This window comes from Streptomyces coeruleorubidus (assembly GCF_008705135.1).
GTDB classification, from domain to species: domain Bacteria; phylum Actinomycetota; class Actinomycetes; order Streptomycetales; family Streptomycetaceae; genus Streptomyces; species Streptomyces coeruleofuscus.
Genome location: NZ_CP023694.1, coordinates 8,502,328 through 8,527,938 on the forward strand (window position 1 = coordinate 8,502,328; position 25,611 = coordinate 8,527,938).

Sequence of the window (25,611 nt, forward strand, 5' to 3'; positions counted from 1 at the left end):
GATCACACCGGCAGCAGCCGCCCCACCAGGGCGCTCAGCTGCCGGGCCGTGCGGCACTCGTGCATCTCGACCAGCTCGGCGTAGGCGGGCGCGGCGGAATCGCCCGTGCCCCAGCGTGAGCGCTGTTCGGGGTTCAGCCAGTAGACGCGGCGGGCCCGTTCGGTGATCTGCCGTACGGCCGGCGGGTTCGGGTCGCTCATGTTCGTGCGGGCGTCACCGAGGACGAACACGGTCGTGCGCGGACCGACCGCGTCACCGTAGCGCTCCGCGAACTCGCCCAGCGCCATGCCGTAATCACTGCTGCCGTGCCAGCCCGTGAGCGTGGCCTCCGCCTGGATACGGGCACTGAGCCCCTCCGGGTCCGCGGTGCCGTGCCGCAGGAGTCCGGTCACCTCGTCGATCCGGTTGACGAAGGCGAACACCCGCACCTTGCTGAACTGGTCGTGCAGCGCCTGCACCAGCAGCATCGTGAAGTCCGAGAAGCCCGACACCGACCCCGACACATCGCACAGCAGCACCAGTTCGGGGCGGACGGGACGCCGCCTGCGCAGCACCGGCTTCATCGGCACGCCGCCCGTCGACAGCGAACCGCGCAGGGTCCGCCGCAGGTCGATCGCGCCCCGGGAGGCGCGGCGGCGCCGGGCCGCGAGCCGGGTCGCGAGCTTGCGGGCGAGCGGCTGCACGGTCCGGCGCAGCTCGGCCAGCCGGGCCTTCCCGGCGAACAGGAAGTCGACCTGGTCGGCGGTCGGGGCCACCGCCCGCCGGGCGATCTCGTCCCGGCCGCGCCGCTCGGCGACCCGGCGCCGCGCCTCCGCCGCCACCAGCGCGCGGAAGGTCTCGATACGCCGCCGGATCTCGTCCTCCAGCAGCCGGTCCGCGAACCTCTCACTCCCGCCCCGGCCGCGCACGTCGTCGCGGACCCGGGCCAGCAGGGTCTGCGGGCGCAGCCGTTCCAGCGTCTGGTACGACGACCAGCCGTCCGACTCCGGCGCGGAACCGTAGCCGCCGAAACCGTCGACCGCCTCGACCGCCAGCCGGCCCAGCAGCGCCCGGTCGTCGGCGGCCAGTGCGGCCGCCAGCCGGTCGCGCAGATGCTCCCGGCCCGCGGCCCGCTGCTCCGGGCCGCCGACGCCGCGTGGGAAGTACAGGTCGAAGACCGGGTCGAACACCTGCCGTTGGCCGGTGCCGTGCAGCAGAGTCGCCGCGAGTCCTTCGCGCAGCAGCTCCCGGTCCGCGAGGCCGAGTGCCTCGACCGCCCGCGCCGCGTCGACCGTCTCGCCGGTGCCGATCCGGACGCCGTGCGCGCGCAGCGCCCCGACCAGGGACGTCAGCCGCTCCGCGACGCCCGCCGACGTGGTCACAGGGCGTCCAGGTCGAGCTTGGCGGTCGCCTTGAGCACGTCGTCCTGGTGCTTGAGGAGCACGCCGAGGGTGGCCCGCACGACCGTCTCGTCCAGGGAGTCCGCGCCCAGTGCGAGCAGCGTGCGCGCCCAGTCGATGGTCTCGGCGACCGACGGCACCTTGCGCAGGTCCATCGCCCGCAGCGCGCCCACGACCCGGACGACGGAGCGGGCCAGCGCCTCGTCGAGCCCCGGCACCTTCAGCCGTACGATGCGGCGCTCCAGCTCCTCCTCGGGGAAGCCGATGTGGAGGAAGAGGCAGCGGCGGCGCAGCGCCTCGGACAGCTCCCGGCTCGCGTTGGAGGTGAGGACGACGAAGGGGCGGCGCGTCGCGGTGATGGTGCCCAGCTCGGGCACGGTCACCTGGAAGTCGCTGAGCACCTCCAGGAGCAGGCCCTCCACCTCGACGTCCGCCTTGTCGGTCTCGTCGATCAGCAGCACCTTCGGGTCGTCGCCCCGGATGGCGGTCAGCAGCGGCCGTGTGAGCAGGAACTCCTCGCTGAAGATGTCCGTGCGCGCCTCGTCCCACGTCTCGTCGCGGCCCGCGCTGATGCGCAGGAGCTGCTTGGCGTGGTTCCACTCGTACAGCGCCCGGGACTCGTCGACCCCCTCGTAACACTGCAGGCGCACCAGTCGCGCCCCCGCCACCTCGGCCACGGCCTTGGCGAGCTCCGTCTTGCCGACGCCTGCCGGCCCCTCCACCAGCAGCGGCTTGCCCAGCCGGTCGGCGAGGAAGACGGTCGTGGCGACGGCGGGCGAGGCGAGATAGCCGGTCCCGGCCAGACGTGCGGAGACGTCGTCGACGGATGTGAACAACGGGGGCCTCCCAGGTCGGCGGCGACAGCGGGCGGACGAGAGTACCTATCTAAGCGCTTGTTCAGCGAAGCTGTCACGGGGGTCGGCCGCCGAAGCGGCCGGCCCCCGCGTGTCGTCGATCACGCCGCCGACGCCACCGCCCGCACCGCGGGAGTGCGCAGCACCCGCCGGGCCGTGGCCAGGGCCGTCCCCAGCGTCACCGCCGCCGCGACCGCCACGACCGCGAGCCACACGCCGAATGCCTGGTCCGGCAGCACCGCGTCGGTGCGCACCACGGTGAACGGGACGATCCCCGCCAGCGCCGCCAGCGTGCCGAAGCACACGCCGGTGACCGTCAGGACCAGCCCCTCGGCCCCGACCACACCCAGCACCTGACCGGGGGTGGCCCCGGCGAGGCGCTGCTGCCCGAACTCCCGCTCCCGGTACGTGGTCGCCGCGTACAGGGAGTTGACCAGCATCACGCAGACGAAGACCACGATGATGCCGACGACCGTGAAGTTGAGCGTCTCCAGGTTCTTCGCGTCGACCGACTTCACGGCCCCCGAGGCCGCGACGGCGTCGCTCTCCACGGCCTGCATGGTCAGCGTCGCCGTGGCGACGGCGGTGAACAGGATCAGCGACATCAGGATTCCGGCGAGCTGCCCGGCCCGCTCGCGCAGATTGCGCACCGCCAGCCAGCCGCTCGCGCCGCCGAGCGGCAGCCGGTCCAGCACACCCGCCAGCAGCCGCGGCGCCATCAGCGCGCACCCGACCGACAGCAGGATCGCCCCGTACGCCGGCGGCGCCATCAGCGCCGCGTCCGTCGCCGAGAACACGAACGTCGAGGTCACCGACACGGCACCGGCCACCAGAGCCGCGTAGGCGAGAACCGTCCGCGCCCGGCCCCGACGCCGGCTCCCGCCCGTCGCACGCCGCACGGCGAGGATCGCGGCACCCGCGGCGGCGAGCAGCGTGATGCCGGCACCGGACTGCAACGCCACCGGGCCGAAGGAGTGGTCGACGGACCGGGCGACCTGACCGCTGTCCCGGAACACGTCGAGCAGCGCCCGGCCGCCGAGCATCGCCGGTCCGACCGCCAGGGCCGCGCCCACCAGGGCCACGGCCACCGCCTCACCCACCACCATCCGCTTGATCTGCGCCGGAGTCGCCCCCGAACAGCGCAACAGCTCCATCTCGGCGGCCCGCTGGCGCACGTTCACCGTCAGCGTCGAGGCGATCGCGAAGAACACCAGCAGGGTGCCGTAGCCGCCGACCACACCCGCAGCGGTGGACAAGGTCTCCGAGCTCGTCGGGTCCACGCCCGGCTGCCCGGCCGTGTCGTGCATCGAGTTGAACGTCATGATGATCACCGCGCCCAGGAACGCGGACAGCAGGGTCGCCAGGAACCGTCCGGGCCGCTGCCGTATCGACCGCATCGCGAGAACGAACACGGCTCACACCCCCGCCGGCACGTCGTCGCCCAGGTGCGCCAGCCGCTCGGCGACCGCGTCCGCCGTCGGGTCGTCCATGCGGCCCGCCAGCCGGCCGTCCGCGAGGAACAGCACGCTGTCGGCGTACGAGGCGGCGACCGGGTCGTGCGTCACCATGACCACCGTCCGGCCGTGCTTTCGTACCGCCTCCCGGAGCAGCCGCAGCACGTCCCGCGCACTGCGCGTGTCCAGCGCGCCCGTCGGCTCGTCCGCGAAGATCACCCGTGGCTCGGTGACCAGCGCCCGGGCGATGGCGACGCGCTGACGCTGACCGCCCGACAACTGGTCCGGTCGATGCCCGAGCCGGTCGCCCAGCCCCACGGACGCCAGCACCTCCCGGACCCGCCGCCGGTCCACGCGCCGCCCCGCCAGCTTCAGCGGCAGCACCGTGTTCTGCGCGACGGTCAGCGTCTCCAGCAGGTTGTACTGCTGGAACACGAACCCGATCCGCCCGCGCCGGAATTTCGTCAGCTCGGCCTCGTCGCCGCCGGTCAGCTCGGTGCCGTCGACCCGCACGATCCCGCTGTCGGGCCGGTCCAGCCCTGCCGCGCACTGCAACAGCGTCGACTTGCCGGAGCCGGACGGCCCCATCACCGCCGTGAACGTGCCACGCCCCAGACCGAGCGTCACAGCGTCCAGGGCGGTCACGGCACTGTCGGCGCTCCCGTAGGTCTTGGTGACCTTGACCAGCCGCAGCGCCTCGGCGGCGGGTCCCGGGTCCTGGTCCTGTCGTGAGCCGGTGCGCAGCATCGCCGTCCCCCTTCGTCCTTCGTCCGGCACGCCCTGTGCCTCGCCGACGACGCTACGGAGAAGGCGAGGCGGCCACACTGGCCGCAGAACCCGTATCGCGGGTGTACTCAGCGACACCCCGCGACTCGGGACACGGCATGCGGGGCTCCGACCAGGCCTCGGCGACGAGTCAGGCGTCCCCCACCAGGATCACCTCCAGCGTGCGCGGACCGTGCACGCCCTCGACCCGGTCCAGCTCGATGTCACTGGTCGCCGACGGCCCGGAGATCCACGTCAACGGACGTGCCGGGTCGAGGCGTTCGAGACCCTGCGGCACGGACGACACGACCTGCTCGGGGACGCGCACCACACAGACGTGGTGGTCGGGGACGAGCGTGATCCGGCGCCGCCCCTGGTCGGGCGAGCCGTCCAGCACGATCGTCCCGGTCTCCGCGATCGCGACCGAACAGGCCGTCACGACGCTGTCCACCCGGTCGAGTTCGTGCGGCGTGCTCTCCGCCCGGTCCGTCACCCGCGTCACACCGGTCTGCGAGAGCCACCCCTCGTCCAGCCCGGACGGCACGAGCACCGAAGCCGACCCCCGCTTCTCCAGCAGCCCAGCGATCAGCCCGGCCAGCCCCTCGGCGTCCGTACGGTGCACGATCGCCCGGTAGTCCGCCAGATTCTCGGCGAGCAGTTCGACGGTCTGCTCGACACTCCTGTCCCCGTGCTCACACGCGTAGTCGCGCGAAACCGCCTGCTCGTACGACGGGTCGTCCCGCGGTACGTCCACAAGCGCGCGCCGCACCCGCCCGAGAATCCGCTCCCTGCTGTTCACCTGGCACCGTCCTTCCCGCCGCGCGTCCGCTGCCACCAGTCCCGGAACGGCTCGGCGGGCACCGGCGGCAGATCCCGGGTTCCGCTCCAGGCCCGCCCGGGCCCGGGCAGCGTCCGGGGATGGAAGCGCCGGGTCCGGGAGGCGGCCCGCTGGCCGGTGCGCAGCGCGCCCGGGTGCGTGAACGCCCAGCGGGCCGCGCGCATCGCCGCCCGCTCGGCGGCATGCCCCTTCGCTGGCCGCAGCACCACCCTGTTGCCCTCGCGGGTGACCTCCCCGCCCTCCACGACCCGTTCCCGCAGATGCACCAGCACCTCGGGGATGTCGATGGCGACCGGGCACACCTCGTAGCACGCGCCGCACAGCGAGGACGCGTACGGCAGCGAGGCGTCGATCTCACTGCCCGTGCCCCGCAGTTGGGGACTGAGGATCGCGCCGATCGGCCCCGGGTACACCGAGCCGTAGGCGTGGCCTCCGGCCCGCTCGTACACCGGGCACACGTTGAGGCACGCCGAGCAGCGGATGCAGCGCAGCGCCTGCCGGCCGACCTCGTCGGCGAGGGTGTCGGTGCGGCCGTTGTCCAGCAGCACCAGGTGGAAGGTGCTCGGCCCGTCCCCGTCGGTCGTGCCGGTCCACGTCGACGTGTACGGGTTCATGCGCTCCGCCGTCGACGAGCGGGGGAGGGTCTGGAGGAACACCTCCAGGTCCCGCCACGTCGGCACGATCTTCTCGATGCCGACGACCGAGATCAGCGTCTCGGGCAGCGTCAGGCACATCCGGCCGTTGCCCTCCGACTCCACGACCACCAGCGTGCCCGTCTCGGCGACCATGAAGTTGGCCCCGGAGATGCCGACCTTGGCGCGCAGGAACTTCTCCCGCAGGTGCAGCCTGGCCGCCTCGGCGAGTTCGGCGGGCGTGTCGGTGAGGCCCTCGGGGGCCGGGCGGCCCCACTCGCTCATCTCCCGGGAGAAGATGTCGCGGATCTCGCCGCGGTTGCGGTGGATGGCCGGGACGAGGATGTGCGAGGGGCGGTCCTTGCCCAACTGCACGATCAGCTCGGCGAGATCCGTCTCGTAGGCGCGGATGCCCTCGGCCTCCAGCGCCTCGTTGAGCCCGATCTCCTGTGTGGCCATCGACTTGACCTTGACGACCTCCGACTCGCCGGTCATCTTCACGAGCTGGGTGACGATCTCGTTGGCCTCGGCCGCGTCGGCGGCCCAGTGGACGATGCCGCCGGCCGCCGTGACCGCCTCCTCCAACTGCTCCAGATAGCGGTCGAGATGGCGCAGTGTGTGGTCCTTGATGCGCTTGCCCGCCTCGCGCAGCTCGGCCCAGTCGGACACCTCCGTCACGGCCTTGGCCCGCTTGGCGCGGATGGTGTGCGTGGCGTGCCGCAGATTGCCGCGCAGGGTCGTGTTGCCCACGGCCTCCCGCGCGGCCTCCGGAAACGCCGGCATCCCGACGAACGTCCCGCTCATACGGCAGGTTCCTCCTCCGTGCTCGCCAGGATCTCCGCGATGTGCACCGGCCGCATGCCGGTCCGCAGCCGGGTCATCGTCCCGCCGATGTGCATCAGGCAGGAGTTGTCGGCCGCGCACAGCACCTCGGCGCCCGTCGACTCGGCGTTGCGCACCTTGTCGGTGCCCATGGCCGCCGAGACGTCGGCGTTCTTCAGGGCGAAGGTGCCGCCGAACCCGCAGCACTCGTCGGCCCCCGGCAGCTCGGCCAGCTCCAGCCCCTTCACGGCCTGGAGCAGCCGCCGCGGCCGGTCGCCGAGGCCCAGCCCGCGCAGGCCGTGACAGGTCGGGTGGTACGTCACCTTGTGCGGGTAGTACGCCCCGACGTCCGTCACGCCCAGCACGTCCACGAGGAACTCGGTGAGCTCGTAGGTCTTCGGCACCACCGGCGCCAGCGTGGCCGCGAGGGTGTCCCCGCGCCCCTCGGCCCGGGCCCGCTCGCCCATCCGCGGATACAGCTCCCGCACCATCGCCCCGCACGACCCGGACGGCGTCACGATCGCCTCGTACTCGCCGAAGACATCGGAGAAGTGCCGGGCGAGCGGTTCGGCCTCGTGACGGTATCCGGTGTTGTAGTGCGCCTGGCCGCAGCAGGTCTGCGCCATCGGGAAGTCGACGTCGACGCCCAGTCTGGTCAGCAGTTTCACCACGGCGCGCCCGGTGTCCGGATACAGCGTGTCGTTGACGCAGGTCAGGAACAGGGCGACACGCATCGCGGCTCCTTGTGGTCGATCATCGGATGAGTTGCAGCGTAGTGGGGGAACGGGGCCCGGGGGAGACCCCGTCAGTCCCCGGCGAGCCGGTCCTGCGCGGCGCGCCACCGCTCGGTCCCGCCGCGCGGCTCGTACCGCGTGAGCGGCTGCGTACGGACGAGCAGCCGCCGCATCCCCGCCAGGTCACCGGCCAGACCGTGGGCCCGCGCCTGCACGAGCACGTTCCCCAGGGCGGCCGCCTCCGTCGGCCCCGCCACCACCGGCAGCCCGCAGGCGTCGGCGGTCAGCTGGCACAGCAGTGCGTTGCGCGTACCGCCGCCCACCACGTGCACCACGTCCACCGGATGCCCGGCGAGCCGCTGCGCGTCCTGAACCGCCTTGCGGTGGGCGAGGGCGAGGGAGTCGAGGATGCAGCGCGTCACCTCGGCCGGCGACTCGGGCACGGGCTGCCCCGAGACCCGGCACGCCTCGGCGATCCGCTCCGGCATCCGCCCCGGCGCGAGGAACGCCGCGTCGCCCGCGTCCACCACGGACCGCAGCGCCTCCACCTTGGAGGCCTCCAGCAGCAGCGCGCCCAGGTCCGGCTCGCCCCAGGCCCGCACGCACTCCTGGAGCAGCCACAGCCCCATGATGTTGCGCAGATACCGGACCGTGCCGTCCAGCCCCAGCTCGTTGGTGAAGTTGGCCGCCCTGCTCTCCTCGGTCAGCACCGGCGCGTCCAGCTCCAGTCCGGCCAGGGACCAGGTGCCGGTGCAGATGTACGCGAACCGCTCCCGCCCGGCGGGTACGGCGGCCACCGCCGACGCGGTGTCGTGCGACCCGACCGCCGTCACGGGCACGGGCCCGGTCAGCCCGGTCTCCTCCAGCACCGCGTCCCGCAGCACACCCGCCGGATCACCGGGCCGGCGCAGCGGCGCGAACAGGCTCAGGTCGATCCCCAGCCGCGAGGCGACGTCGTACGACCAGTCACGGGTCCGGGGATCGATCAGCTGGGTCGTCGAGGCATTGGTGAGCTCGGTGCCCTGCTCACCGGTGAGCCAGTACGTCAGCAGGTCGGGGATGAGCAGCAGCCGCTCGGCGGAGGACAGCTGGGCCGAGGACCGAGCGGCCGTCAGCTGGTACAGGGTGTTGAAGGGCGCGTACTGCAACCCGGTCGCCGCGTACAGCTCCTCCGCCGGGACGGTCGCCCACACTTTCTCCGCGACCCCCTCCGTCCGGGAGTCCCGGTAGTGCACGGGATTGCCGAGCAGCGCCCCGTCCGCGTCGAGCAGCCCGTAGTCCACGGCCCAGCTGTCGATCCCGACGGAGTCGACCTGCCCGGCCGCCTTCAGCCCGTCCAGCACCCCCGCGTACAGACCCAGGACGTCCCAGCGCAGCCCCTCGGGCACCCGCACGGGCCGGTTCGGGAAGCGGTGCGCCTCGGCCAGCTCCAGGCTGTCGGGGCCGACGCGGCCGACCATGACGCGCCCGCTGGACGCGCCGAGGTCGACCGCGGCGTACGACTTCACGGCCGCGCTCACCGCAGGAAGGCGGCCGCGACGCCGGCGTCGACCGGGACGTGCAGCCCGGTGGTGTGGGTCAGGTCGCCGCCCGTGAGGGCGAAGACCGCGTTCGCGACATGCTCGGGCAGCACCTCACGCTTGAGGATGGTCCGCTGGGCGTAGAACTCGCCGAGCTTCTCCTCCTCGACCCCGTACACGGCGGCCCGCTGGGCCCCCCACCCACCGGCGAAGATCCCCGAGCCCCGCACGACACCGTCGGGGTTGACCCCGTTGACCCGGATGCCGTGCTCGCCCAGCTCGGCGGCGAGCAGCCGCACCTGGTGGGCCTGGTCTGCCTTGGTGGCCGAGTAGGCGATGTTGTTGGGCCCGGCGAACACGGCGTTCTTCGACGCGATGTAGACGATGTCGCCGCCCAGCTCCTGCGCGATCATCACCCGCGCCGCTTCCCGCGACACCAGGAAGGACCCGCGCGCCATGATGTCGTGCTGGAGGTCCCAGTCCTTCGCCGAGGTCTCCAGCAGCGGCTTGGAGATCGAGATACCGGCGTTGTTGACGACGAGATCGACACCGCCGAAGGCCAGCACGGCCGCCCGGAACGCCTCGGCGATCTGCTCCTCGGACGTCACGTCCACGGTCACGGCGACGGCCCTGTCCGGCCCGCCCAGCTCCTCGGCGACCGCGGCCGCGTTCTCGCCGTTGAGATCGGCCACGACGACACAGGCGCCCTCGGCGGCCAGCCGGTGCGCGATCGCCTTCCCGATGCCGCTGCCCGCACCCGTGACCAGCGCGACCCGCGTCGCGAGCGCCTTGGGCTTCGGCATCCGCTGGAGCTTGGCCTCCTCCAGCGCCCAGTACTCGATGCGGAACTTCTCCGACTCCTCGATGGGCGCGTACGTGGACACGGCCTCCGCCCCGCGCATCACATTGATGGCGTTGACGTAGAACTCGCCGGCCACCCGGGCGGTCTGCTTGTCCTTGCCGAAGCTGAACATGCCCACGCCCGGGACCAGCACGATCGCCGGGTCGGCGCCGCGCATGGCGGGGGAGTCCGGCTCGGCGTGCCGCTGGTAGTAGGCGGCGTACTGCTCGCGGTACTCGGCGTGCAGCTCCTTCAACCGGGCGATGGCCTCGTCGAGCGGAGCCGTCGGCGGCAGGTCGAGGACCAGCGGCCGCACCTTGGTCCGCAGGAAGTGGTCCGGGCAGGAGGTGCCCAGCGCGGCCAGCCGCGGATGCTCGGCGCTCGCCAGGAAGTGGAGAACCACCTCGGAGTCGTTGAAGTGCCCGACCTGAGGCCGGTCCTGGGACGCGAGGGCACGGACGTACGGCGCGAGCGCGGCGGCCCGCTCCCGGCGCTCCCCGGCACCCAGCGCGGCGTACCCCTCGATCACCGGCCCGAAGGGCTCCTCCTTGCCGCGCTCGGCGAGGAACTTCTCCGCGGTCCGGATGATGTGCAGCGAGTTCCGCTCGCACTCCTCGGACGTGTCACCCCAGGCGGTGATCCCATGCCCGCCCAGAACACACCCGATGGCCTGTGGGTTGGCCTCCTTCACGGCCGCGATGTCCAGCCCGAGCTGGAATCCGGGCCGCCGCCACGGCACCCACACGACACTGTCCCCGAAACACTCGGCGGTCAGCTTCTCCCCGTCGGCGGCACAGGCGAGCGCGATACCGGAGTCCGGGTGGAGGTGATCGACGTGGGCGGCCTCGACCAGCCCGTGCATGGCGGTGTCGATGGACGGCGCCGCACCGCCCTTCCCGTGCAGGCAGTAGTCGAACGCGGCGACCATCTCGTCCTCACGCTCGACACCCGGATAGACATCGACGAGCGCCCGCATCCGGTCCAGCCGGAGCACGGCGAGTCCCGCCTCCGTGAGCGTGCCGAGGTCACCTCCGGACCCCTTGACCCACATCAGCTCGACGTCACCACCGGTGACGGGGTCGGTCTCGGTGCCCTTGGCGGAGGCGTTGCCTCCCGCGTAGTTGGTGTTACGGGGATCGGAGCCGAGCCGGTGGGAACGGGCCAGGAGGGCGGCGGCTTCGGGATGGGTTGCCATGAGAGTTCCTTTTCAAAAGAGAGTGGGTGAGGTGCCCTCAGGGGCGCGGGGAACTGCGCGACCAGCCACACTCGGCCCGCACCCCGCAGACAACAGATCTCGGCAGACGCTTACGCACCCCACCCCGCCTGCTCCCCACCAACCCGCTCATCAACGATCTTCTCCGCCCACCCGGAACGGCGATACGCGGCGATGGGATCCGCGTCGAGCCCCATTTCCCCCCGCACCTCAGCAAGAAGAGGCCGGACATCGGTGTTGTACGCGTCCATCACCACGGCATTCGCCCCGAGCACGTCCCCCGACCTCTGCGCCTCACCCAGCGCCTCCCGGTCCACGAGCAGCGCCTTCGCCGTCGCCTCCTGCACATTCATCACCGACCGGATGATCGCCGGAATCTTCGCCTCGATGTTGTGGCACTGGTCGAGCATGAACGCGACCTCGGGCGAGAACCCCCCGCCACGGATCACCTCGTACATGATCCGGAACAGCTGGAAGGGGTCGGCCGCGCCCACCATGAGGTCGTCATCCGCGTAGAACCGCGAGTTGAAGTCGAACCCCCCGAGCTTCCCCTCCCGCAGCAGCGTGGCCACGATGAACTCGATGTTGGTCCCCGGCGCGTGATGCCCCGTGTCGACGACGACCTGAGCCTTCGGCCCGAGCTTCAGGCAGTGGGCGTACGCCGTGCCCCAGTCCGGCACATCGGTCGAGTAGAAGGCCGGCTCGAAGAACTTGTACTCCAGCAGCATCCGCTGCCCGTCGCCCAACCGCTCGTAGACCTCCGCGAGCCCCTCGGCGAGCCGGTCCTGCCTGGCACGGATGTCGTCCTGCCCGGGATAGTTCGTCCCGTCGGCGAACCACAGCTTCAGATCACCGGACCCGGTCGCATCCATGATGTCGACACACTCCAGCAGATGATCGACGGCCTTGCGGCGCACAGAAGCCTCCGGGTGGCAGATGCTCCCGAGCTTGTAGTCGTCGTCCTGGAACGTGTTGGAGTTGATCGCGCCGAGCTTCACCCCGCGCTGCTCGGCATGCTTCGCCAGCGCCGCGTAGTCGTCGACCTTGTCCCACGGAATATGCAGGGCGACGGTCGGTGCGGCCCCCGTGAACTCGTGCACTTTTGCCGCGTCGTCCAGCTTCTCGTACGGATTGCGCGGCACACCCGCTTGCGCGAACACCTTGAAGCGCGTGCCCGAGTTCCCGTACGCCCACGACGGCGTCTCGACTGCCTGGGTCTTGAGAGCGGCCTTCACCGCGGCGAGCTCGGTCACGTCAGGGCTCCTGAGGCATCGGGTCGTAACGACCACCGAATGAAACGATTCAGGACGCGAAGTTATGGGCCCCCCGAAGGGGTGTCAACCCCTCCGGTCGACACGGTTACTCGTGACCAGGGCGTGACCTTCTGTCCTCGAAACTTTTTCGACCGGAACCCATTGACGTGACATGCGCGACCCGCCTAACGTCCCGGCAATCCAGTTGAAACCTTTCACGACGCCCACGACGCCGAGAGGCGGTCCCGCCGGCGTCGTCGAGGAGCCCCCATGACCCACCCGTCCACCACGGGTCCGGCCCCGGTTCTGGCACTGAAGGACGTCTCCAAGTCCTTCGGCGCGGTCCGCGCACTGCGGGACGTCTCCCTGGAGCTGTTCCCCGGGGAGGTGCACGCGCTCGCCGGTGAGAACGGTGCCGGCAAGTCCACCCTCATCAAGGCACTCGCCGGAGTGCACCGGCCGGACGCCGGCCAGGTGCTGCTCGACGGTGCGCCCGTCACCTTCCACGGCCCCGGCGACGCCCGCGACGCCGGCATCGCCGTGATCTACCAGGAGCCCACGCTCTTCCCCGACCTGTCGATCGCCGAGAACATCTACATGGGCCGCCAGCCCCGGCGCGCCCTCGGCCGGATCGACCACAAGGCCACGCACAACGCGACCGCCGCCCTCATGGAGCGCCTCGGTGTCGAACTCGACCCCGACCGGCCCGCCCGCGGCCTGTCCATCGCCGACCAGCAGATCGTCGAGATCGCCAAGGCCCTCTCCTTCGACGCCCGCGTCCTGATCATGGACGAGCCGACCGCCGCGCTCACCGGCAGCGAGGTCGCCCGCCTCTTCGGCGTCGTACGCACCCTGCGCGACCAGGGCGCCGCCGTACTGTTCATCTCCCACAGGCTGGAGGAGATCTTCGAGATCTGCCGGCGGGTCACCACCCTGCGCGACGGCGCCCTGGTCGGCAGCGAGCCGCTGGAGGGCATGACCGAGGACGACCTCGTGCGCCGCATGGTCGGCCGCGACCTCGACGAGCTCTACCCCAAGCAGGACGTGCGGCCGGGCGAGGTCGCCCTGAGCGTGCGCCGCCTGACCCGCGAGGGCGTGTTCACCGACGTCTCCTTCGACGTACGGCACGGCGAGATCGTCGGCCTCGCCGGACTCGTCGGCGCCGGGCGTACGGAGGTCGCCCGGGCCGTGTTCGGCATCGACCGCTGGGACGCCGGCGAGGTCACCGTCGACGGCAAGGCCCTGGTCAACGGCGCCCCGTCCACCGCGATGTCCGCCGGACTCGCCCTGGTCCCCGAGGACCGGCGCGCCCAGGGCCTGGTGATGGACATGTCCATCGAGCGGAACATCGGGCTCACCGGGCTGCGCACGACCGTGAAGGCGGGCCTGATGGACCGCGGCGCCGAGCGCAGCCGCTCCCTCGACTGGGCCGTCAAACTCCAGGTCAAGTACGCCCGGATCGCCGACACCGTCAACACCCTCTCGGGCGGCAACCAGCAGAAGGTCGTGCTCGCCAAGTGGCTCGCCACCGGCCCCAGGGTGCTGATCGTCGACGAGCCGACCCGCGGCATCGACGTCGGCACCAAGGCCGAGGTGCACCGGCTGCTGTCGCAACTGGCCGCCGACGGCGTGGCCGTCCTGATGATCTCCTCCGACCTGCCCGAGATCCTCGGCATGGCCGACCGCGTGCTGGTCATGCACGAGGGCCGGCTCACCGCCGAGATCCCACGCTCCGACGCCACCGAGGAAACCGTGATGGCCGCAGCCACCGGGAGGGCCGCCGCATGACGGTCGTCACTCCCCAAGAGGCCCCCGTGGCCGACGTGCCCAAGTCGAGCGGCACCCGGCTGGTCGACCGCGTCTTCAAGATGCGCGAACTCGCCATCCTCGTCGTCTTCCTGGTGATGATCGCCGTCACCCAGGCCGGCAACAGCCAGTTCCTGTCCGAACAGGGCATCAAGGACCTGCTGCTGAACGCGACGATCCTCGTGCTCGTCGCCACCGGCCAGTCCCTCGTCGTCATCACCCGCAACGTCGACCTGTCCGTCGGATCCACGCTCGGCATCAGCGCCTTCGCCGCCGGAACGTATCTCCAGGGCGGCGGCAACCCGGTCGTGGCGATCGCGCTGGCGGTCCTGCTCGGCATCGGCTTCGGACTGCTCAACGGCCTGCTCGTCAGCCTCGGTCAGGTGCCCGCGCTCGTCGTCACCCTCGGCACGCTCTACATCATCCGCGGCATCGACTCCATCTGGGTCGGCTCCAGCCAGATCACCGCGGCCGATCTGCCCGGCGGTTTCGTCGACTTCGGCTCCGGCGGCATCTCGGCGATGCCGTACCTGGCGCTGATCGCGCTGGCGGTGTTGGTGGCGACGGCCTACTACCTCAAGCACTTCGCCAGCGGCCGCGAGCTGTACGCGCTGGGCTCCAACCCCGAGGCCGCCCGCCTCGCCGGCATCCCCGTGCGCAAGCGGATCCTCGCCGCGTACACCTTCTGCGGCGCCCTCGCCGGACTCGCCGGCGCGATGTACCTCGCGCGGTTCGGCAACGTCGACTCCGGCACCGGCAACGGCTACGAACTCACCGTCGTCAGCGCCGTGGTGGTCGGCGGCGTCGTCTTCACCGGCGGCTCCGGCAGCGTCTACGGCGCGGCCCTCGGCGCGCTGCTGCTGACGTCCATCAACAGTGTGCTGCCCGCCCTCGGCGTCAGCTCCGTCTGGGTGCTCGCCATCAACGGCATCCTGCTCATCCTCGCCATCGCGGTCGACCGGATCGTCGCGCTGCGCGTGGCCTCCGCCCTGAAGAAGAGGAACGCCCGCCATGGCTGACATCTCCCTGAGCCGAGCGGTCCGCTGGGACACGGTCGTCGGTGCCTTGCTGATCGTGGTGCTGCTGTTCTCCTTCGGCTTCGTCGACGGGTTCGGCAACGCGCTCAACCTGTCGTTCCTCATCGGCAACACGCTGCCCATCGCGCTGATCGCGTTGCCGATGACCCTGCTGGTCGTCTCCGGGGAGATCGACCTGTCGGTGGCGTCCACGGCGGGTCTGTCCGGTGCCGTGATGGGCGCCCTGTGGAACCAGGGCATGGCCATCGAGACGATCATCCCGATCTGCCTGCTGCTGGGTGTCGTGTGCGGGCTGATCAACGGCCTGCTGGTGACCAGGCTGGGGCTGCCGTCCCTCGCCGTCACCATCGGCACGCTCGCCGCGTACAGGGGTGTCGCGCAGATCGTGCTCGGGTCGGACGCGGTGACCGACTTCCCCACCCAGTACCTGGAATTCGCGTCCGGGCGCATCGGCGACACGTTCATCCCGTATGCCTTCCTGCCGTTCCTCGTCCTGCTCGCCATCGCCGTGGTCGTGCTGCACGCCACGCCGTTCGGGCGGTCGCTGTTCGCGATCGGGGCGAGTGAGGAGGCGGCGCGGTTCGCCGGCATCCGGGTCAAGCGGCAGAAGCTGATCCTGTTCACGGTGACGGGCCTGATGGCGTCGCTCACCGGCATCTTCTGGGCGCTGCACTACGCCAGCGCACGCTACGACAACGCCACCGGCCTCGAACTGTCCGTCGTAGCCGCCGTACTGCTCGGCGGTATCGACTTCGACGGCGGCAAGGGCACGCTCGGTGGCGCCATCGCCGGGGTATTCCTGCTGGGGGCGCTTCAGAACGTCATGAGCCTCCAGGACGTCTCCGCCCAGTCGCAGATCGTCGTCACCGGCGTTCTGCTCGTCCTCTCCGTGCTCGGCCCCCGGGTCGCACGGCAGATCTCCGTAGCGAGGGCGGGCCGCAGAGCCGCCTCGACTCCGACCTCGTAACCCAGCCCTTCCTCGTAAGGATCATCGTCATGCGTAAGTCAACCCTCCGCCGCAGCTGCGCGGCGCTCGCCACCGCCACTTCTCTCGCCCTGGCGCTCACCGCCTGCGGTGGCGGCACCACCAAGAAGGACGTGCAGAGTGAGGGCGGCTCCGCCGCCGCGGCCGGCAAGGCCGACCCCAACGCCGAGCTGAAGAAGGGCCTCACCGTCGGCTTCCTGCCCAAGCAGGTCAACAACCCGTACTTCACCTCCGCCGACAAGGGCGGCGAGAAGGCGCTGAAGGAGCTCGGCTCCAGCTACAAGGAGGTCGGTCCGTCCAGCGCGACCGACACCTCCGGCCAGGTCTCCTACGTCAACACGCTCACCCAGCAGCAGGTCGACGCGATGGCCGTGTCCGCGCAGGACCCGGGCGCCCTGTGCACCGCGCTCAAGCAGGCCATGAAGAACGGCATCAAGGTCGTCACCTACGACTCCGACACCACGCCCGACTGCCGCAACGCCTTCGTCTCGCAGGCCTCCGCCGAGGACCTGGGCCGTACCGAGGTGCAGCTGCTCGCCAAGCAGATCGGCTACAAGGGCGAGATCGCGATCCTGTCCGCCGCGCAGACCGCGACGAACCAGAACACCTGGATCGACTTCATGAAGGACGAGCTGAAGAAGCCCGAGTACAAGAACATGAAGCTGGTGAAGACCGCGTACGGCAACGACGACGCCCAGCAGTCCTTCCAGCAGACCCAGGGCCTGCTCCAGGAGTACCCGAACCTGAAGGGGATCATCTCCCCGACCACCGTCGGCATCAAGGCCGCCGCCCAGTACGTGTCGGGCTCGAAGTACAAGGGCAAGGTCAAGCTGACCGGTCTCGGTACCCCGAACGACATGCGCAAGTACGTCAAGAACGGCACCGTCGAGGCGTTCGAGCTGTGGGACCCGGCGAAGCTCGGCGAGCTGGCCGCGCGGACCGCCGTCGCCCTGTCCTCCGGGCAGATCACCGGCAAGGAGGGCGAGACCTTCAAGGCCGGTTCCATGGGCGAGTACACCATCGGCAAGGACGGCGTGATCAGCCTCGGCAAGCCGACCGTGTTCGACGCCAAGAACATCGACCAGTTCAACTTCTGATTCCCGGAGGGACGTTGATGCAGCGCGTGTGCTTCCTGCTGAAGGTCCGGGCGGACCGCCTCGACGAGTACCGCGAGCGGCACGCCGCCGTCTGGCCCGAGATGCTCCAGGCGCTCTCGGACACAGGCTGGCACAACTACTCGCTCTTCCTGCGCGAGGACGGACTGCTCGTCGGCTACCTGGAGACCGAGGACTTCGCGGCCGCCCAGGCCGGAATGGAAGCCACCGACGTCAACGCCCGCTGGCAGGCGGAGATGGCGCCGTTCTTCGAGTCGCTGGACGGCGCCCGGCCCGACGAGGCCATGAAACCGCTCACGGAAGTGTTCCACCTCGCCTGAACAATGGAGTTCATGAGATGCACAGACGTACGTTGCTGGCCGCCGCTTTCGCCGGAGCCGTCGTGACGCCCGCCCTCGCCTCCGGCACCGCGCGGGCCGCCGACCCCGGCCCCTCCGTCACCAGGACCGGCACCACCACGCTCGACAGCCAGGCCCTCTTCTTCGTGTCGTACGACGGCCTGGTCAACAACAACGCGTTCCAGAAGAACGGCCTGCTGACCTACAAGGGCTACCAGTACGCCGCCTGGTACACCGCCGACCGCAACGCCGTCGTCGGCCGCCGGGCCCTCGGCGCCAGTACCTGGTCGACGGTCAAGGTCGGGCACACCCTGCGGTACAACGACTCCCACAACGTGATCTCCATGGGCGTCTCCAGGGTCGACGGCCGGCTGCACCTCAACATGGACTCCCACAGCGACGGCTTCACCTATGTCAAGTCGGCCGCCGGGCTCCTGGACAACCCCGGCGGGCTGAGCTGGACCGCGAGCCGCTTCGGCGCGCCCCAGTCCACCCTGGACGGCCTGGCGCTGACGTCGCAGTTCACCTACCCGCAGTTCGTATCCACGCCGGAGGGCAGGCTCCAGCTGAGCTACCGCGTCGCCGTCTCCGGCAACGGCCGCAACGCCCTCGCCGAGTACGACGGCACCAAGTGGACCAACCTCGGCGAGTGGTCCGGCTCCACGGGTACCTACACCAGCGAGCACGGCTCCTCGACCGCCCGCAACATGTACCTGCACGGCATCGACTACGACAGGAACGGCCGACTGCATACCTTCTTCACCTGGCGTGAGCAGAACGGCGCCGTGATGTGCAACGGCGGCGGCATCACCAACCACGACACCGGCTACGTCTACTCCGACGACCGCGGCCGCACCTGGCGCAACAACGCGGGCACCGTCGTCGGCGTCACCGGCGGCTCCGACAAGGTGTCCGTGAACGACGCCGGCCTGGTCGTCGACCCGCTCAACCCGGACCACTCCCTGATGAACCAGGAGAGCCAGTTCACCGACTCCGCCGGCCGGCCGCACGCGATCATCTCCTACGTCCCGGGCCGCTTCGGGCAGTGCACCACGAACTACGTCACCGACCGGACGCGCAACGGCCGCGCCTTCCACGTCCGCAGGAACGCCTCCGGCGCCTGGCAGAAGACCGAGATCCCGGTCCCGCTGAACTCCAGCCAGCGCACCAAACTGATCCTGGACAAGTACGACAACGCGTACGCGATCTTCCCCTTCGGCCGCGTCGCCGGCGCCTCGGCGGCCTCCGGATACACCGACTGGAAGATCCTGTTCGACGGCAGCGGCCTCAACGCCTTCGGCGAGGTCGTCATCGACGAGACACGCGTCGCGCAGGACGCTGTGCTGTCCTTCATGTACCAGGAGAAGTCCAGCGGTACGACGCCCTCGGCGCTGCACGTGATCGACTTCCGTCTGCCCGCCTGACCGAAGCCGGTCGCCGGGGCGGCATGCCGGTAATGTGAAGCCGCTCCGGCCGCCGCCCCCCTCATCTCACCAGGAGGTCCCTGACCGATGGCCCAGTCGGTGGGTATCAAGGACGTCGCCCGCGTCGCCGGAGTCTCCGTCGGCACGGTGTCGAACGTGATCAACCGCCCGGACACGGTCGCCACCGAGACCCGGGCCCGCGTGCTGTCCGCGATAGACCGGCTCGGCTACGTCCGCAGCGAGTCCGCGCGCCAGCTGCGCGCGGGCCGCAGCCGGATCATGGGGCTGCTCGTCCTCGACATGGGCAACCCCTTCTTCGTCGACGTGGCCCGCGGCGCCGAACGTGCCGCACGGCAGGCCGGACTCGGCGTGATGGTCTGCAACAGCGCCCAGAACCCGGGCGAGGAGGCCGAGTACCTGTCGCTCTTCGCCGAGCAGCGCGTACGCGGCGTGCTGCTCACCCCGGCCGACGCCACGGGCCGCAACATCGAGACGTTCCGCCGGCACGGCATCCCGTTCGTCCTGGTCGACCGGGTCGCCGAGGGCACCACCGAGTGCTCGGTCTCCGTCGACGACGTCGCGGGCGGCGCCCTGGCCGTACGCCACCTCGTCGACGCCGGACATCGCTCCATCGCGTACGTCAGCGGCCCGCCCGGCCTCAACCAGGTCCGCGACCGGCGCACGGGCGCCCTCGAAGCACTCGCCGAGGCCGGGCTCGGCCCCGACGCGCTGCGCGAGCTGCCCACCGAACGGCTGGACGTCGCCGCGGGCCGCGACGCCGGCGCCCGCCTGCTCGGCCTCGCCGACCGCCCGACCGCCGTGTTCTGCGCCAACGACCTGCTGGCGCTCGGTGTCCTCCAGGCCATGTACGCGGCCGGTGTCGGCGTCCCGGACGACCTGGCCATCGTCGGCTACGACGACATCGAGTTCGCGGCGGCCGCCGCCGTCCCGCTCACCTCGGTACGGCAGCCCGCCGTCACCATGGGCGCCATGGCGGCCGACCTGCTCCTGGAAGAGACGGAGGAGGACGGCCCGGCCCGGCCGCACGAGCACCGGCGGGTCGTGCTCCAGCCCGAGCTGGTGGTCCGCCGCTCCAGTCTGTCCGCCCGCTGACCCGTCCGCTGAACCTGAACCGTCGTTCAGGAAGACTTCATGATCCGAAGGGGCCACCCGCGGACGTTCCCTGTGATGAACTGGGACGCGGTCCGAAAATCCGTCCGTCCCGGGAGCCCTGTTGACCCTCAGCTACCGCCAGCCCGGAGTCGTCCTCACCGACCGCCGCTTCACCGTCCCCCTCGACCACGACCACCCCGGGGGCGAGACGATCGAGTTGTACGCCCGCGAGGTCGTCGCGAGTGACAAGGCGCACCAGGACCTGCCGTGGCTGCTCTATCTTCAGGGCGGACCCGGCTTCGGCGCGGACCGCTCCGTCGGCAGGCCCGGCTGGCTCGGCCGCGCGCTGAAGGAGTACCGCGTGCTCCTGCTCGACCAGCGCGGCACCGGCCACAGCACGCCCGCCAACCGGCAGACGCTCCCGCTGCGCGGCGGTCCCGCCGCACAGGCCGCCTACCTCACGCACTTCCGCGCCGACTCGATCGTCCGCGACTGCGAGGCCATCCGCGCCCAGGTCACCGGCGGCGCCCCCTGGACCGTCCTCGGCCAGAGCTTCGGCGGTTTCTGCCTGACCACCTACCTTTCCCTCGCGCCCGAGGGCCTGGCCACCGCCGTGATCACCGGCGGACTGCCCTCCCTGGACGCCCATGCCGACGACGTCTACCGGGCGGCCTTCCCGCGCATCGAACGCAAGGTCGCCGCCCACTACGCCCGTTATCCGCTGGACGCCGAACGCGCTCGCCGGATCGCCGACCACCTCCTGACCCACGACGTGGTCCTGCCGAACGGCTACCGGCTGACCGTCGAGGCCTTCCAGTCCCTCGGCATCGTCCTCGGCACCGGCGACGGCACCCACCGCCTGCACTACCTCCTCGAGAACGCCTTCGTCCGCACGCCGGAGGGCTTCACGCTCTCCGACGCGTTCCAGGAGCAGGCGCAGGGCATGCTGTCCTACGCCCGCCACCCGCTGTACGCCCTGATCCACGAGTCGATCTACGGTCAGGACGCCCGGCCCACCGCATGGTCGGCCGAGCGGGTCCGCGCCGAGTTCCCGCAGTTCGACGCCGCGAAGGCCCTCGCGGGCGACGAACCGCTGCTGTTCACCGGCGAGTCGATCCACCCCTGGATGTTCGACTGCGACCCGGCGCTGCGCCCCCTGCGCGAGACCGCCGACCTGCTCGCCGCCCGCACCGACTGGACGCCCCTGTACGACCCGGCCCGCCTCGCGGCGAACGACGTACCGGTCGTCGCCGCCGTCTACCACGACGACATGTACGTGGACACCGCCCACTCCCTGCGCACCGCCCGCACGATCCGCGGCCTGCGCACCTGGGTCACGGACGAGTTCGAGCACGACGGCGTGCGCACCGGTGGCGGGCGGGTCCTGGACCGGCTGCTGGCGCTCGTGCGGAACGAGGCGTGATGCCGTGCCGGACGCGTGGTGATGTCGGTGGCGCGGATTAGTCTGCCGACATGACGACCACTCAACTCCAGCCCATGCCGGACGACTGGCGGCGTGCCCTCGCGGTCGTGGCCCATCCCGACGACCTCGAGTACGGCTGCTCGGCGGCGATCGCGGCCTGGACCGACGAGGGCCGCGAGGTCGCCTATGTGCTGGCGACCCGGGGCGAGGCGGGCATCGACACACTGGAGCCCGAGCGGTGCGGGCCGCTGCGGGAGCGGGAGCAGCGGGCGAGCGCGGCGGTGGTCGGCGTGCCGGTCGTGGAGTTCCTCGACCACAAGGACGGTGTCATCGAGTACGGCACCGCCCTGCGCCGCGACATCGCCGCCGCGATCCGCCGGCACCGGCCCGAGCTGGTCATCACGCTCAACCACCGGGACACCTGGGGCGGCGTCGCCTGGAACACCCCGGACCACGTGGCCGTCGGCCGGGCCACGCTCGACGCGGCCGGCGACGCGGGCAACCGGTGGATCTTCCCGGAGCTCACCGAGCAGGGCCTTCAGCCGTGGGACGGCGTGCGCTGGGTCGCCGTCGCCGGTTCCAGCACCCCCACGCACGCGGTCGACGCGACGCCCGGCATGGAACGCGCGGTGCGCTCCCTGCTGGAGCACCGCACCTACATCGAGGTGCTGACCGACGAGGACCCGGAGACCTACGTCCGGGGCTTCCTCACCCAGCACGCCGAGGCCACCGGGGAGCGGTTCGGGGGCAGGCCGGCGGTGGCGTTCGAACTGTTCGGCAGATGACGCGGATGACAGGGGAGACGGGGGAGACCATGACAGACAGCAAGGAGCTGGCCGACCGGTTCGAGGAGCACCGGGGGCGGCTGAAGGCCGTCGCCTACCGCATGCTCGGATCGCTCGCCGAGGCGGAGGACGCCGTCCAGGAGGCCTGGCTGAAGCTCGGCCGCACCGACGCCGGCGACATCCACAACCTCGGCGGCTGGCTCACCACGGTGACCGGCCGGGTGTGCCTGGACCTCCTGCGCTCGCGCACCGCGCGCCGCGAGGAGCCCATGGACGACACCTTCGTCCCGGACCCGGTGCTCAGGCCCCTGTCGCAGATCGACCCGGAGCAGGAGGTGCTGCACGCCGACGCGGTGGGCCTGGCCCTGCTCGTCGTCCTGGAGAACCTGGAGCCCGACGAGCGGCTCACGTTCGTGCTGCACGACATGTTCGCCGTGCCGTTCGACGACATCGCGCCGATCGTGGAGCGCAGCCCGGCCGCGACCCGGCAGCTGGCGAGCCGCGCCCGGCGCCGGGTGCGTGGTGCCACCCCGGCGGCCGAGCCGGACCTCGGCCGGCAGAAGGAGGTCCTCGACGCCTTCCTGGCCGCCTCGCGCGGCGGGGACTTCGAGGCGCTGCTCGCGCTCCTGCACCCGGACGTGGTGCTGCGGGCCGACTCGGGTGCCCTGGTGCGCGGCGCGGCCGTGTCCAAGGCCCTCCAGGGGGCGAAGGCGGTGGCGGAGCAGGCGCTCATGTTCGCCCGGTTCGCGCAGTCCGCGGAGCTGGTGCTGGTCAACGGCTCGGTCGGGGTCGTCAACGCGCCCGAGGGACACGTGCAGTCGGTCATGGGGGTCACGATCGCCGACGGCCGGATCACCGGCATGTACATCCTGGCCGACCCCGAGCGGCTGGAGCGCCTGGAGGCACCCGGCCTCGCGGGCTGACCCGGGCGGCGGTCAGCTCGGCGAGTTGTCATTTCGTATGCTGAACGGCATGCGAGATCACAAGGCCGCGCGGGCGGAACTGCGCGGCGACTGCGAGCGGTGCTTCGGACTGTGCTGCGTCGCCCTGCCCTTCGCGGCCTCGGCCGACTTCGCGGTCGACAAGGACGCCGGTACCCCCTGCCGCAATCTTCAGAGCGACCACCGCTGCGGCATCCACGCCCGGCTGCGGCAGAAGGGGTTCACCGGCTGCACGGTCTACGACTGCTTCGGCGCCGGGCAGCAGGTCTCACAGATCACCTTCGGCGGCCAGGACTGGAGGTCCGCACCGCCGGAGCACGCCCGCCGCATGTTCGACGTCTTCCCGGTGGTCCGGCAGTTGCACGAGCTGCTGTGGTACCTGACCGAGGCGCTCTCCCTGCCCGCGGCCCGTCCCGTCCACGCCGGTCTGCGCGAGGCCCTGGAGAAGACCGAGGAGCTGACCGGGCTGACACCCGAGGAGCTCGCCGGGCTGGACGTGGCGGCGCACCGCCAGGAGGTCAACGTCCTGCTGCTCAGGACGAGCGAGCTGGCCAGGGCCGGCACCAAGGGGCGCAAGAAGAACCGCCGGGGCGCGGACCTCATGGGCGCCCGCCTCAAGGGCGCCGACCTGCGCGGCGCCGACCTGCGCGGCGCCTACCTCATCGCCGCCGACCTCACGGGCGCGGATCTGCGGGGCGCGGACCTGATCGGTGCCGACCTGCGCGACGCGGACCTCACGGACGCCGACCTGACGGGGGCGTTCTTCCTCACCCAGCCGCAGCTCAACGCGGCCCGGGGGAGTGCCGGGACCCGGCTGCCCGAGTCAGTCACCCGCCCCGGGCACTGGACAGCGCGGGACTGAGGCCGGCTCCCGCACCGGCGTGCGGCGCTCCGGGTGCAGCCGCAGCCCCTCCGGCATCAGCGTCAGCCGTTCCGTCACCCGCAGCCGGTACGCCGGGTCGGGCCGCATCTCGTAGCGCCGCAGCAGCAGGCCGAGCACCAACGTCGCCTCGTGCAGGGCGAACTGGCGCCCGATGCAGGCCCGCGCCCCGGTTCCGAAGGGCTTGAAGGTGTGGGGGGCCCGGGACCGTACGGCCCGCGCGTCGAAGCGGTCCGGATCGAACCGCACGGCGTCCGCGCCCCACACCTCGGGGTCCCGGTGCAGCATCGGCGTCAGCACCAGCGCCCACGCCCCGCGCCGCATGGGATGCTCCCCGGCGAGCACCGTGTCCTGGCGTGCCTCCCGGGCGAAGGCCGGTGCGGTGGGCCACAGCCGCAGCGACTCGTCCAGCACCCGGCGGACGTAGCGCAGCCTGGCCACCTGTTCGTAGGCCGGTTCCGCCGCGTCGCCCCAGACGCGGTCCACCTCGGCGCGCGCCCGGGCCGCGACCTCGGGGTGGCGGGAGAGGTAGTGCAGCGCGAAGGAGAGCGCGCCGGACGTCGTCTCGTGGCCGGCGACGAGGAAGGTGATGACCTGACGGCGGACGTTCCGCGGCTCCAGCCGCTCCCCGGTCTCGGGGTGCGCCGTCTCCAGCATCCGGTCGAGCAGGTCCCCGTCCCCGCGGCCGGAGGCGCGCCGTGCCCGGACCATCTCGTCGACCGTGCGGTTGAGGTGGGCGATGTCGGCCGCGTTGCGGCGGCTCGCGCTCCGCAGCAGCAGCGGGGCCAGCGGGAAGGGCACCGTGTTGAGCCGCTGCGCGTAGGTCAGCGTGCCGACCATCGCGGTCACGAAGGGATGCGGCCGAGAGCGTTCGAACGACCCGAAGTCGTGGCCGAAGCCGGTGCGCGCGATCGTCTCCAGTGTCAGCTTGGTCATGTCGCCGGGCACGTCCACCGCCCGGCCCGTCGCCGCCGCCCGGTCCCAGTGCTCCGTCAGCCGCCGCGCGACGGCCAGCATCATCGGGTGGTAACCCGCCATGGCCTCACGGCTGAACCCCGGGGCGAGCACGTCGTGCGCGAGCTGCCAGTTGGGCTCGTGGTTGTACGCCGTGAACAGGCCGTCTCCCGCGACCGGCCGCAGGTTCGCGATGCCGAGACCCACGTGCTTGGCGAAGCGTGACTCGTCCGCGAGGTCGGCCGCGTGCCGGGCACCCCACACGAACACGAACTCCTTGCCGAAGGCCTTCCGGCGGAAGACCGGACCCAGTTGCCGGGCGTACCGCAGTGTGTCCTGGAGGGGAGTGCGCCGGTTCACGCCCACCACGTCACCGAGAAGCGGGACCCGGTGCGGCGGATGCGGTATGCGGTCCAGCTCCGGCCAGCCCAGCTCGGCACTCCGGAACCCCCTGGGCAGCCCGTCCCGTACCGGCGCCTGCGTCATGACGCGATCTCCCTTGATC

22 protein-coding genes are annotated in these 25,611 nt (G+C 71.4%); 11 read left to right on the forward strand and 11 right to left on the reverse strand.

Annotated features, from left to right (window positions below):
* Positions 1 to 2 precede the first annotated feature (2 nt).
* The 10 genes from CP976_RS38745 to rhaI form a co-directional block, all read right to left on the reverse strand.
* Positions 3 to 1,361 (reverse strand): vWA domain-containing protein, encoded by a 1,359-nt coding sequence (locus CP976_RS38745; protein WP_150484532.1) that lies wholly within the window; start codon positions 1,359 to 1,361, stop codon positions 3 to 5.
* The gene (locus tag CP976_RS38750; protein WP_150484533.1) at positions 1,358 to 2,215 is read right to left on the reverse strand and encodes an AAA family ATPase; all 858 of its coding nucleotides are present in this window, start codon (positions 2,213 to 2,215) and stop codon (positions 1,358 to 1,360) included. Before CP976_RS38750 ends, CP976_RS38745 begins: the two co-directional genes overlap by 4 nt.
* 119 nt (positions 2,216 to 2,334) lie before the next feature.
* A complete protein-coding gene (locus CP976_RS38755; RefSeq protein ID WP_150484534.1) occupies positions 2,335 to 3,645 on the reverse strand; it encodes an FtsX-like permease family protein in 1,311 nt (436 codons plus the stop codon).
* A gap of 3 nt (positions 3,646 to 3,648) precedes the next feature.
* Entirely contained in the window at positions 3,649 to 4,434 is a 786-nt protein-coding gene (locus CP976_RS38760; protein WP_150484535.1) for an ABC transporter ATP-binding protein, read from the reverse strand.
* 169 nt (positions 4,435 to 4,603) lie between these two features.
* Positions 4,604 to 5,251 (reverse strand): LutC/YkgG family protein, encoded by a 648-nt coding sequence (locus CP976_RS38765; protein WP_150484536.1) that lies wholly within the window; start codon positions 5,249 to 5,251, stop codon positions 4,604 to 4,606.
* A complete protein-coding gene (locus CP976_RS38770) occupies positions 5,248 to 6,726 on the reverse strand; it encodes a LutB/LldF family L-lactate oxidation iron-sulfur protein (protein ID WP_150484537.1) in 1,479 nt (492 codons plus the stop codon). Before CP976_RS38770 ends, CP976_RS38765 begins: the two co-directional genes overlap by 4 nt.
* On the reverse strand, positions 6,723 to 7,478 hold the full coding sequence (locus CP976_RS38775; RefSeq protein ID WP_086599829.1) for a (Fe-S)-binding protein: 756 nt from the start codon (positions 7,476 to 7,478) through the stop codon (positions 6,723 to 6,725). Before CP976_RS38775 ends, CP976_RS38770 begins: the two co-directional genes overlap by 4 nt.
* Positions 7,479 to 7,549: 71 nt before the next feature.
* Entirely contained in the window at positions 7,550 to 8,998 is a 1,449-nt protein-coding gene (locus CP976_RS38780) for a rhamnulokinase (RefSeq protein ID WP_150484538.1), read from the reverse strand.
* Positions 8,995 to 11,034 carry a bifunctional aldolase/short-chain dehydrogenase gene (locus CP976_RS38785; protein WP_150484539.1) on the reverse strand — a complete coding sequence of 680 codons (2,040 nt, stop codon included), beginning with the start codon at positions 11,032 to 11,034 and terminating at the stop codon, positions 8,995 to 8,997. Before CP976_RS38785 ends, CP976_RS38780 begins: the two co-directional genes overlap by 4 nt.
* Before the next feature lie 110 nt (positions 11,035 to 11,144).
* Positions 11,145 to 12,305 carry an L-rhamnose isomerase gene (gene rhaI, locus CP976_RS38790; RefSeq protein WP_150484540.1) on the reverse strand — a complete coding sequence of 387 codons (1,161 nt, stop codon included), beginning with the start codon at positions 12,303 to 12,305 and terminating at the stop codon, positions 11,145 to 11,147.
* A 270-nt stretch (positions 12,306 to 12,575) separates the two neighbouring features.
* Here rhaI and CP976_RS38795 point away from each other — a divergent pair, with 270 nt between their 5' ends.
* The 11 genes from CP976_RS38795 (at position 12,576) to CP976_RS38845 (ending at position 24,134) form a co-directional block, all read left to right on the forward strand.
* The gene (locus CP976_RS38795) at positions 12,576 to 14,093 is read left to right on the forward strand and encodes a sugar ABC transporter ATP-binding protein (RefSeq protein ID WP_150484541.1); all 1,518 of its coding nucleotides are present in this window, start codon (positions 12,576 to 12,578) and stop codon (positions 14,091 to 14,093) included.
* The gene (locus CP976_RS38800) at positions 14,090 to 15,130 is read left to right on the forward strand and encodes an ABC transporter permease (RefSeq protein WP_150484542.1); all 1,041 of its coding nucleotides are present in this window, start codon (positions 14,090 to 14,092) and stop codon (positions 15,128 to 15,130) included. Before CP976_RS38795 ends, CP976_RS38800 begins: the two co-directional genes overlap by 4 nt.
* Positions 15,123 to 16,115, forward strand: a complete 993-nt coding sequence (locus CP976_RS38805) for an ABC transporter permease (protein WP_150484543.1) — start codon at positions 15,123 to 15,125, stop codon at positions 16,113 to 16,115. The genes CP976_RS38800 and CP976_RS38805 overlap by 8 nt, the downstream gene beginning before the upstream one ends.
* Positions 16,116 to 16,144: 29 nt before the next feature.
* The gene (rhaS, locus tag CP976_RS38810) at positions 16,145 to 17,230 is read left to right on the forward strand and encodes a rhamnose ABC transporter substrate-binding protein (protein ID WP_150484544.1); all 1,086 of its coding nucleotides are present in this window, start codon (positions 16,145 to 16,147) and stop codon (positions 17,228 to 17,230) included.
* Positions 17,231 to 17,247: 17 nt separating this feature from the next.
* A complete protein-coding gene (locus CP976_RS38815) occupies positions 17,248 to 17,568 on the forward strand; it encodes an L-rhamnose mutarotase (protein WP_059414378.1) in 321 nt (106 codons plus the stop codon).
* 17 nt (positions 17,569 to 17,585) lie between these two features.
* On the forward strand, positions 17,586 to 19,010 hold the full coding sequence (locus tag CP976_RS38820; protein ID WP_150484545.1) for a BNR repeat-containing protein: 1,425 nt from the start codon (positions 17,586 to 17,588) through the stop codon (positions 19,008 to 19,010).
* A gap of 87 nt (positions 19,011 to 19,097) precedes the next feature.
* The gene (locus CP976_RS38825; protein ID WP_150484546.1) at positions 19,098 to 20,123 is read left to right on the forward strand and encodes a LacI family DNA-binding transcriptional regulator; all 1,026 of its coding nucleotides are present in this window, start codon (positions 19,098 to 19,100) and stop codon (positions 20,121 to 20,123) included.
* Between the two features lie 121 nt (positions 20,124 to 20,244).
* Positions 20,245 to 21,546 carry an alpha/beta fold hydrolase gene (locus CP976_RS38830; RefSeq protein WP_150484547.1) on the forward strand — a complete coding sequence of 434 codons (1,302 nt, stop codon included), beginning with the start codon at positions 20,245 to 20,247 and terminating at the stop codon, positions 21,544 to 21,546.
* 50 nt (positions 21,547 to 21,596) lie between these two features.
* Positions 21,597 to 22,331, forward strand: a complete 735-nt coding sequence (locus tag CP976_RS38835; RefSeq protein ID WP_150484548.1) for a PIG-L deacetylase family protein — start codon at positions 21,597 to 21,599, stop codon at positions 22,329 to 22,331.
* Positions 22,332 to 22,360: 29 nt separating this feature from the next.
* On the forward strand, positions 22,361 to 23,254 hold the full coding sequence (sigJ, locus tag CP976_RS38840; protein ID WP_150484549.1) for an RNA polymerase sigma factor SigJ: 894 nt from the start codon (positions 22,361 to 22,363) through the stop codon (positions 23,252 to 23,254).
* 37 nt (positions 23,255 to 23,291) lie between these two features.
* On the forward strand, positions 23,292 to 24,134 hold the full coding sequence (locus tag CP976_RS38845; RefSeq protein ID WP_190147035.1) for a pentapeptide repeat-containing protein: 843 nt from the start codon (positions 23,292 to 23,294) through the stop codon (positions 24,132 to 24,134).
* On the opposite strand, the gene CP976_RS38850 is transcribed toward CP976_RS38845, so the two are convergent.
* A complete protein-coding gene (locus CP976_RS38850) occupies positions 24,096 to 25,592 on the reverse strand; it encodes a cytochrome P450 (RefSeq protein ID WP_150484551.1) in 1,497 nt (498 codons plus the stop codon). The genes CP976_RS38845 and CP976_RS38850 overlap by 39 nt on opposite strands.
* Positions 25,593 to 25,611: the final 19 nt, after the last annotated feature.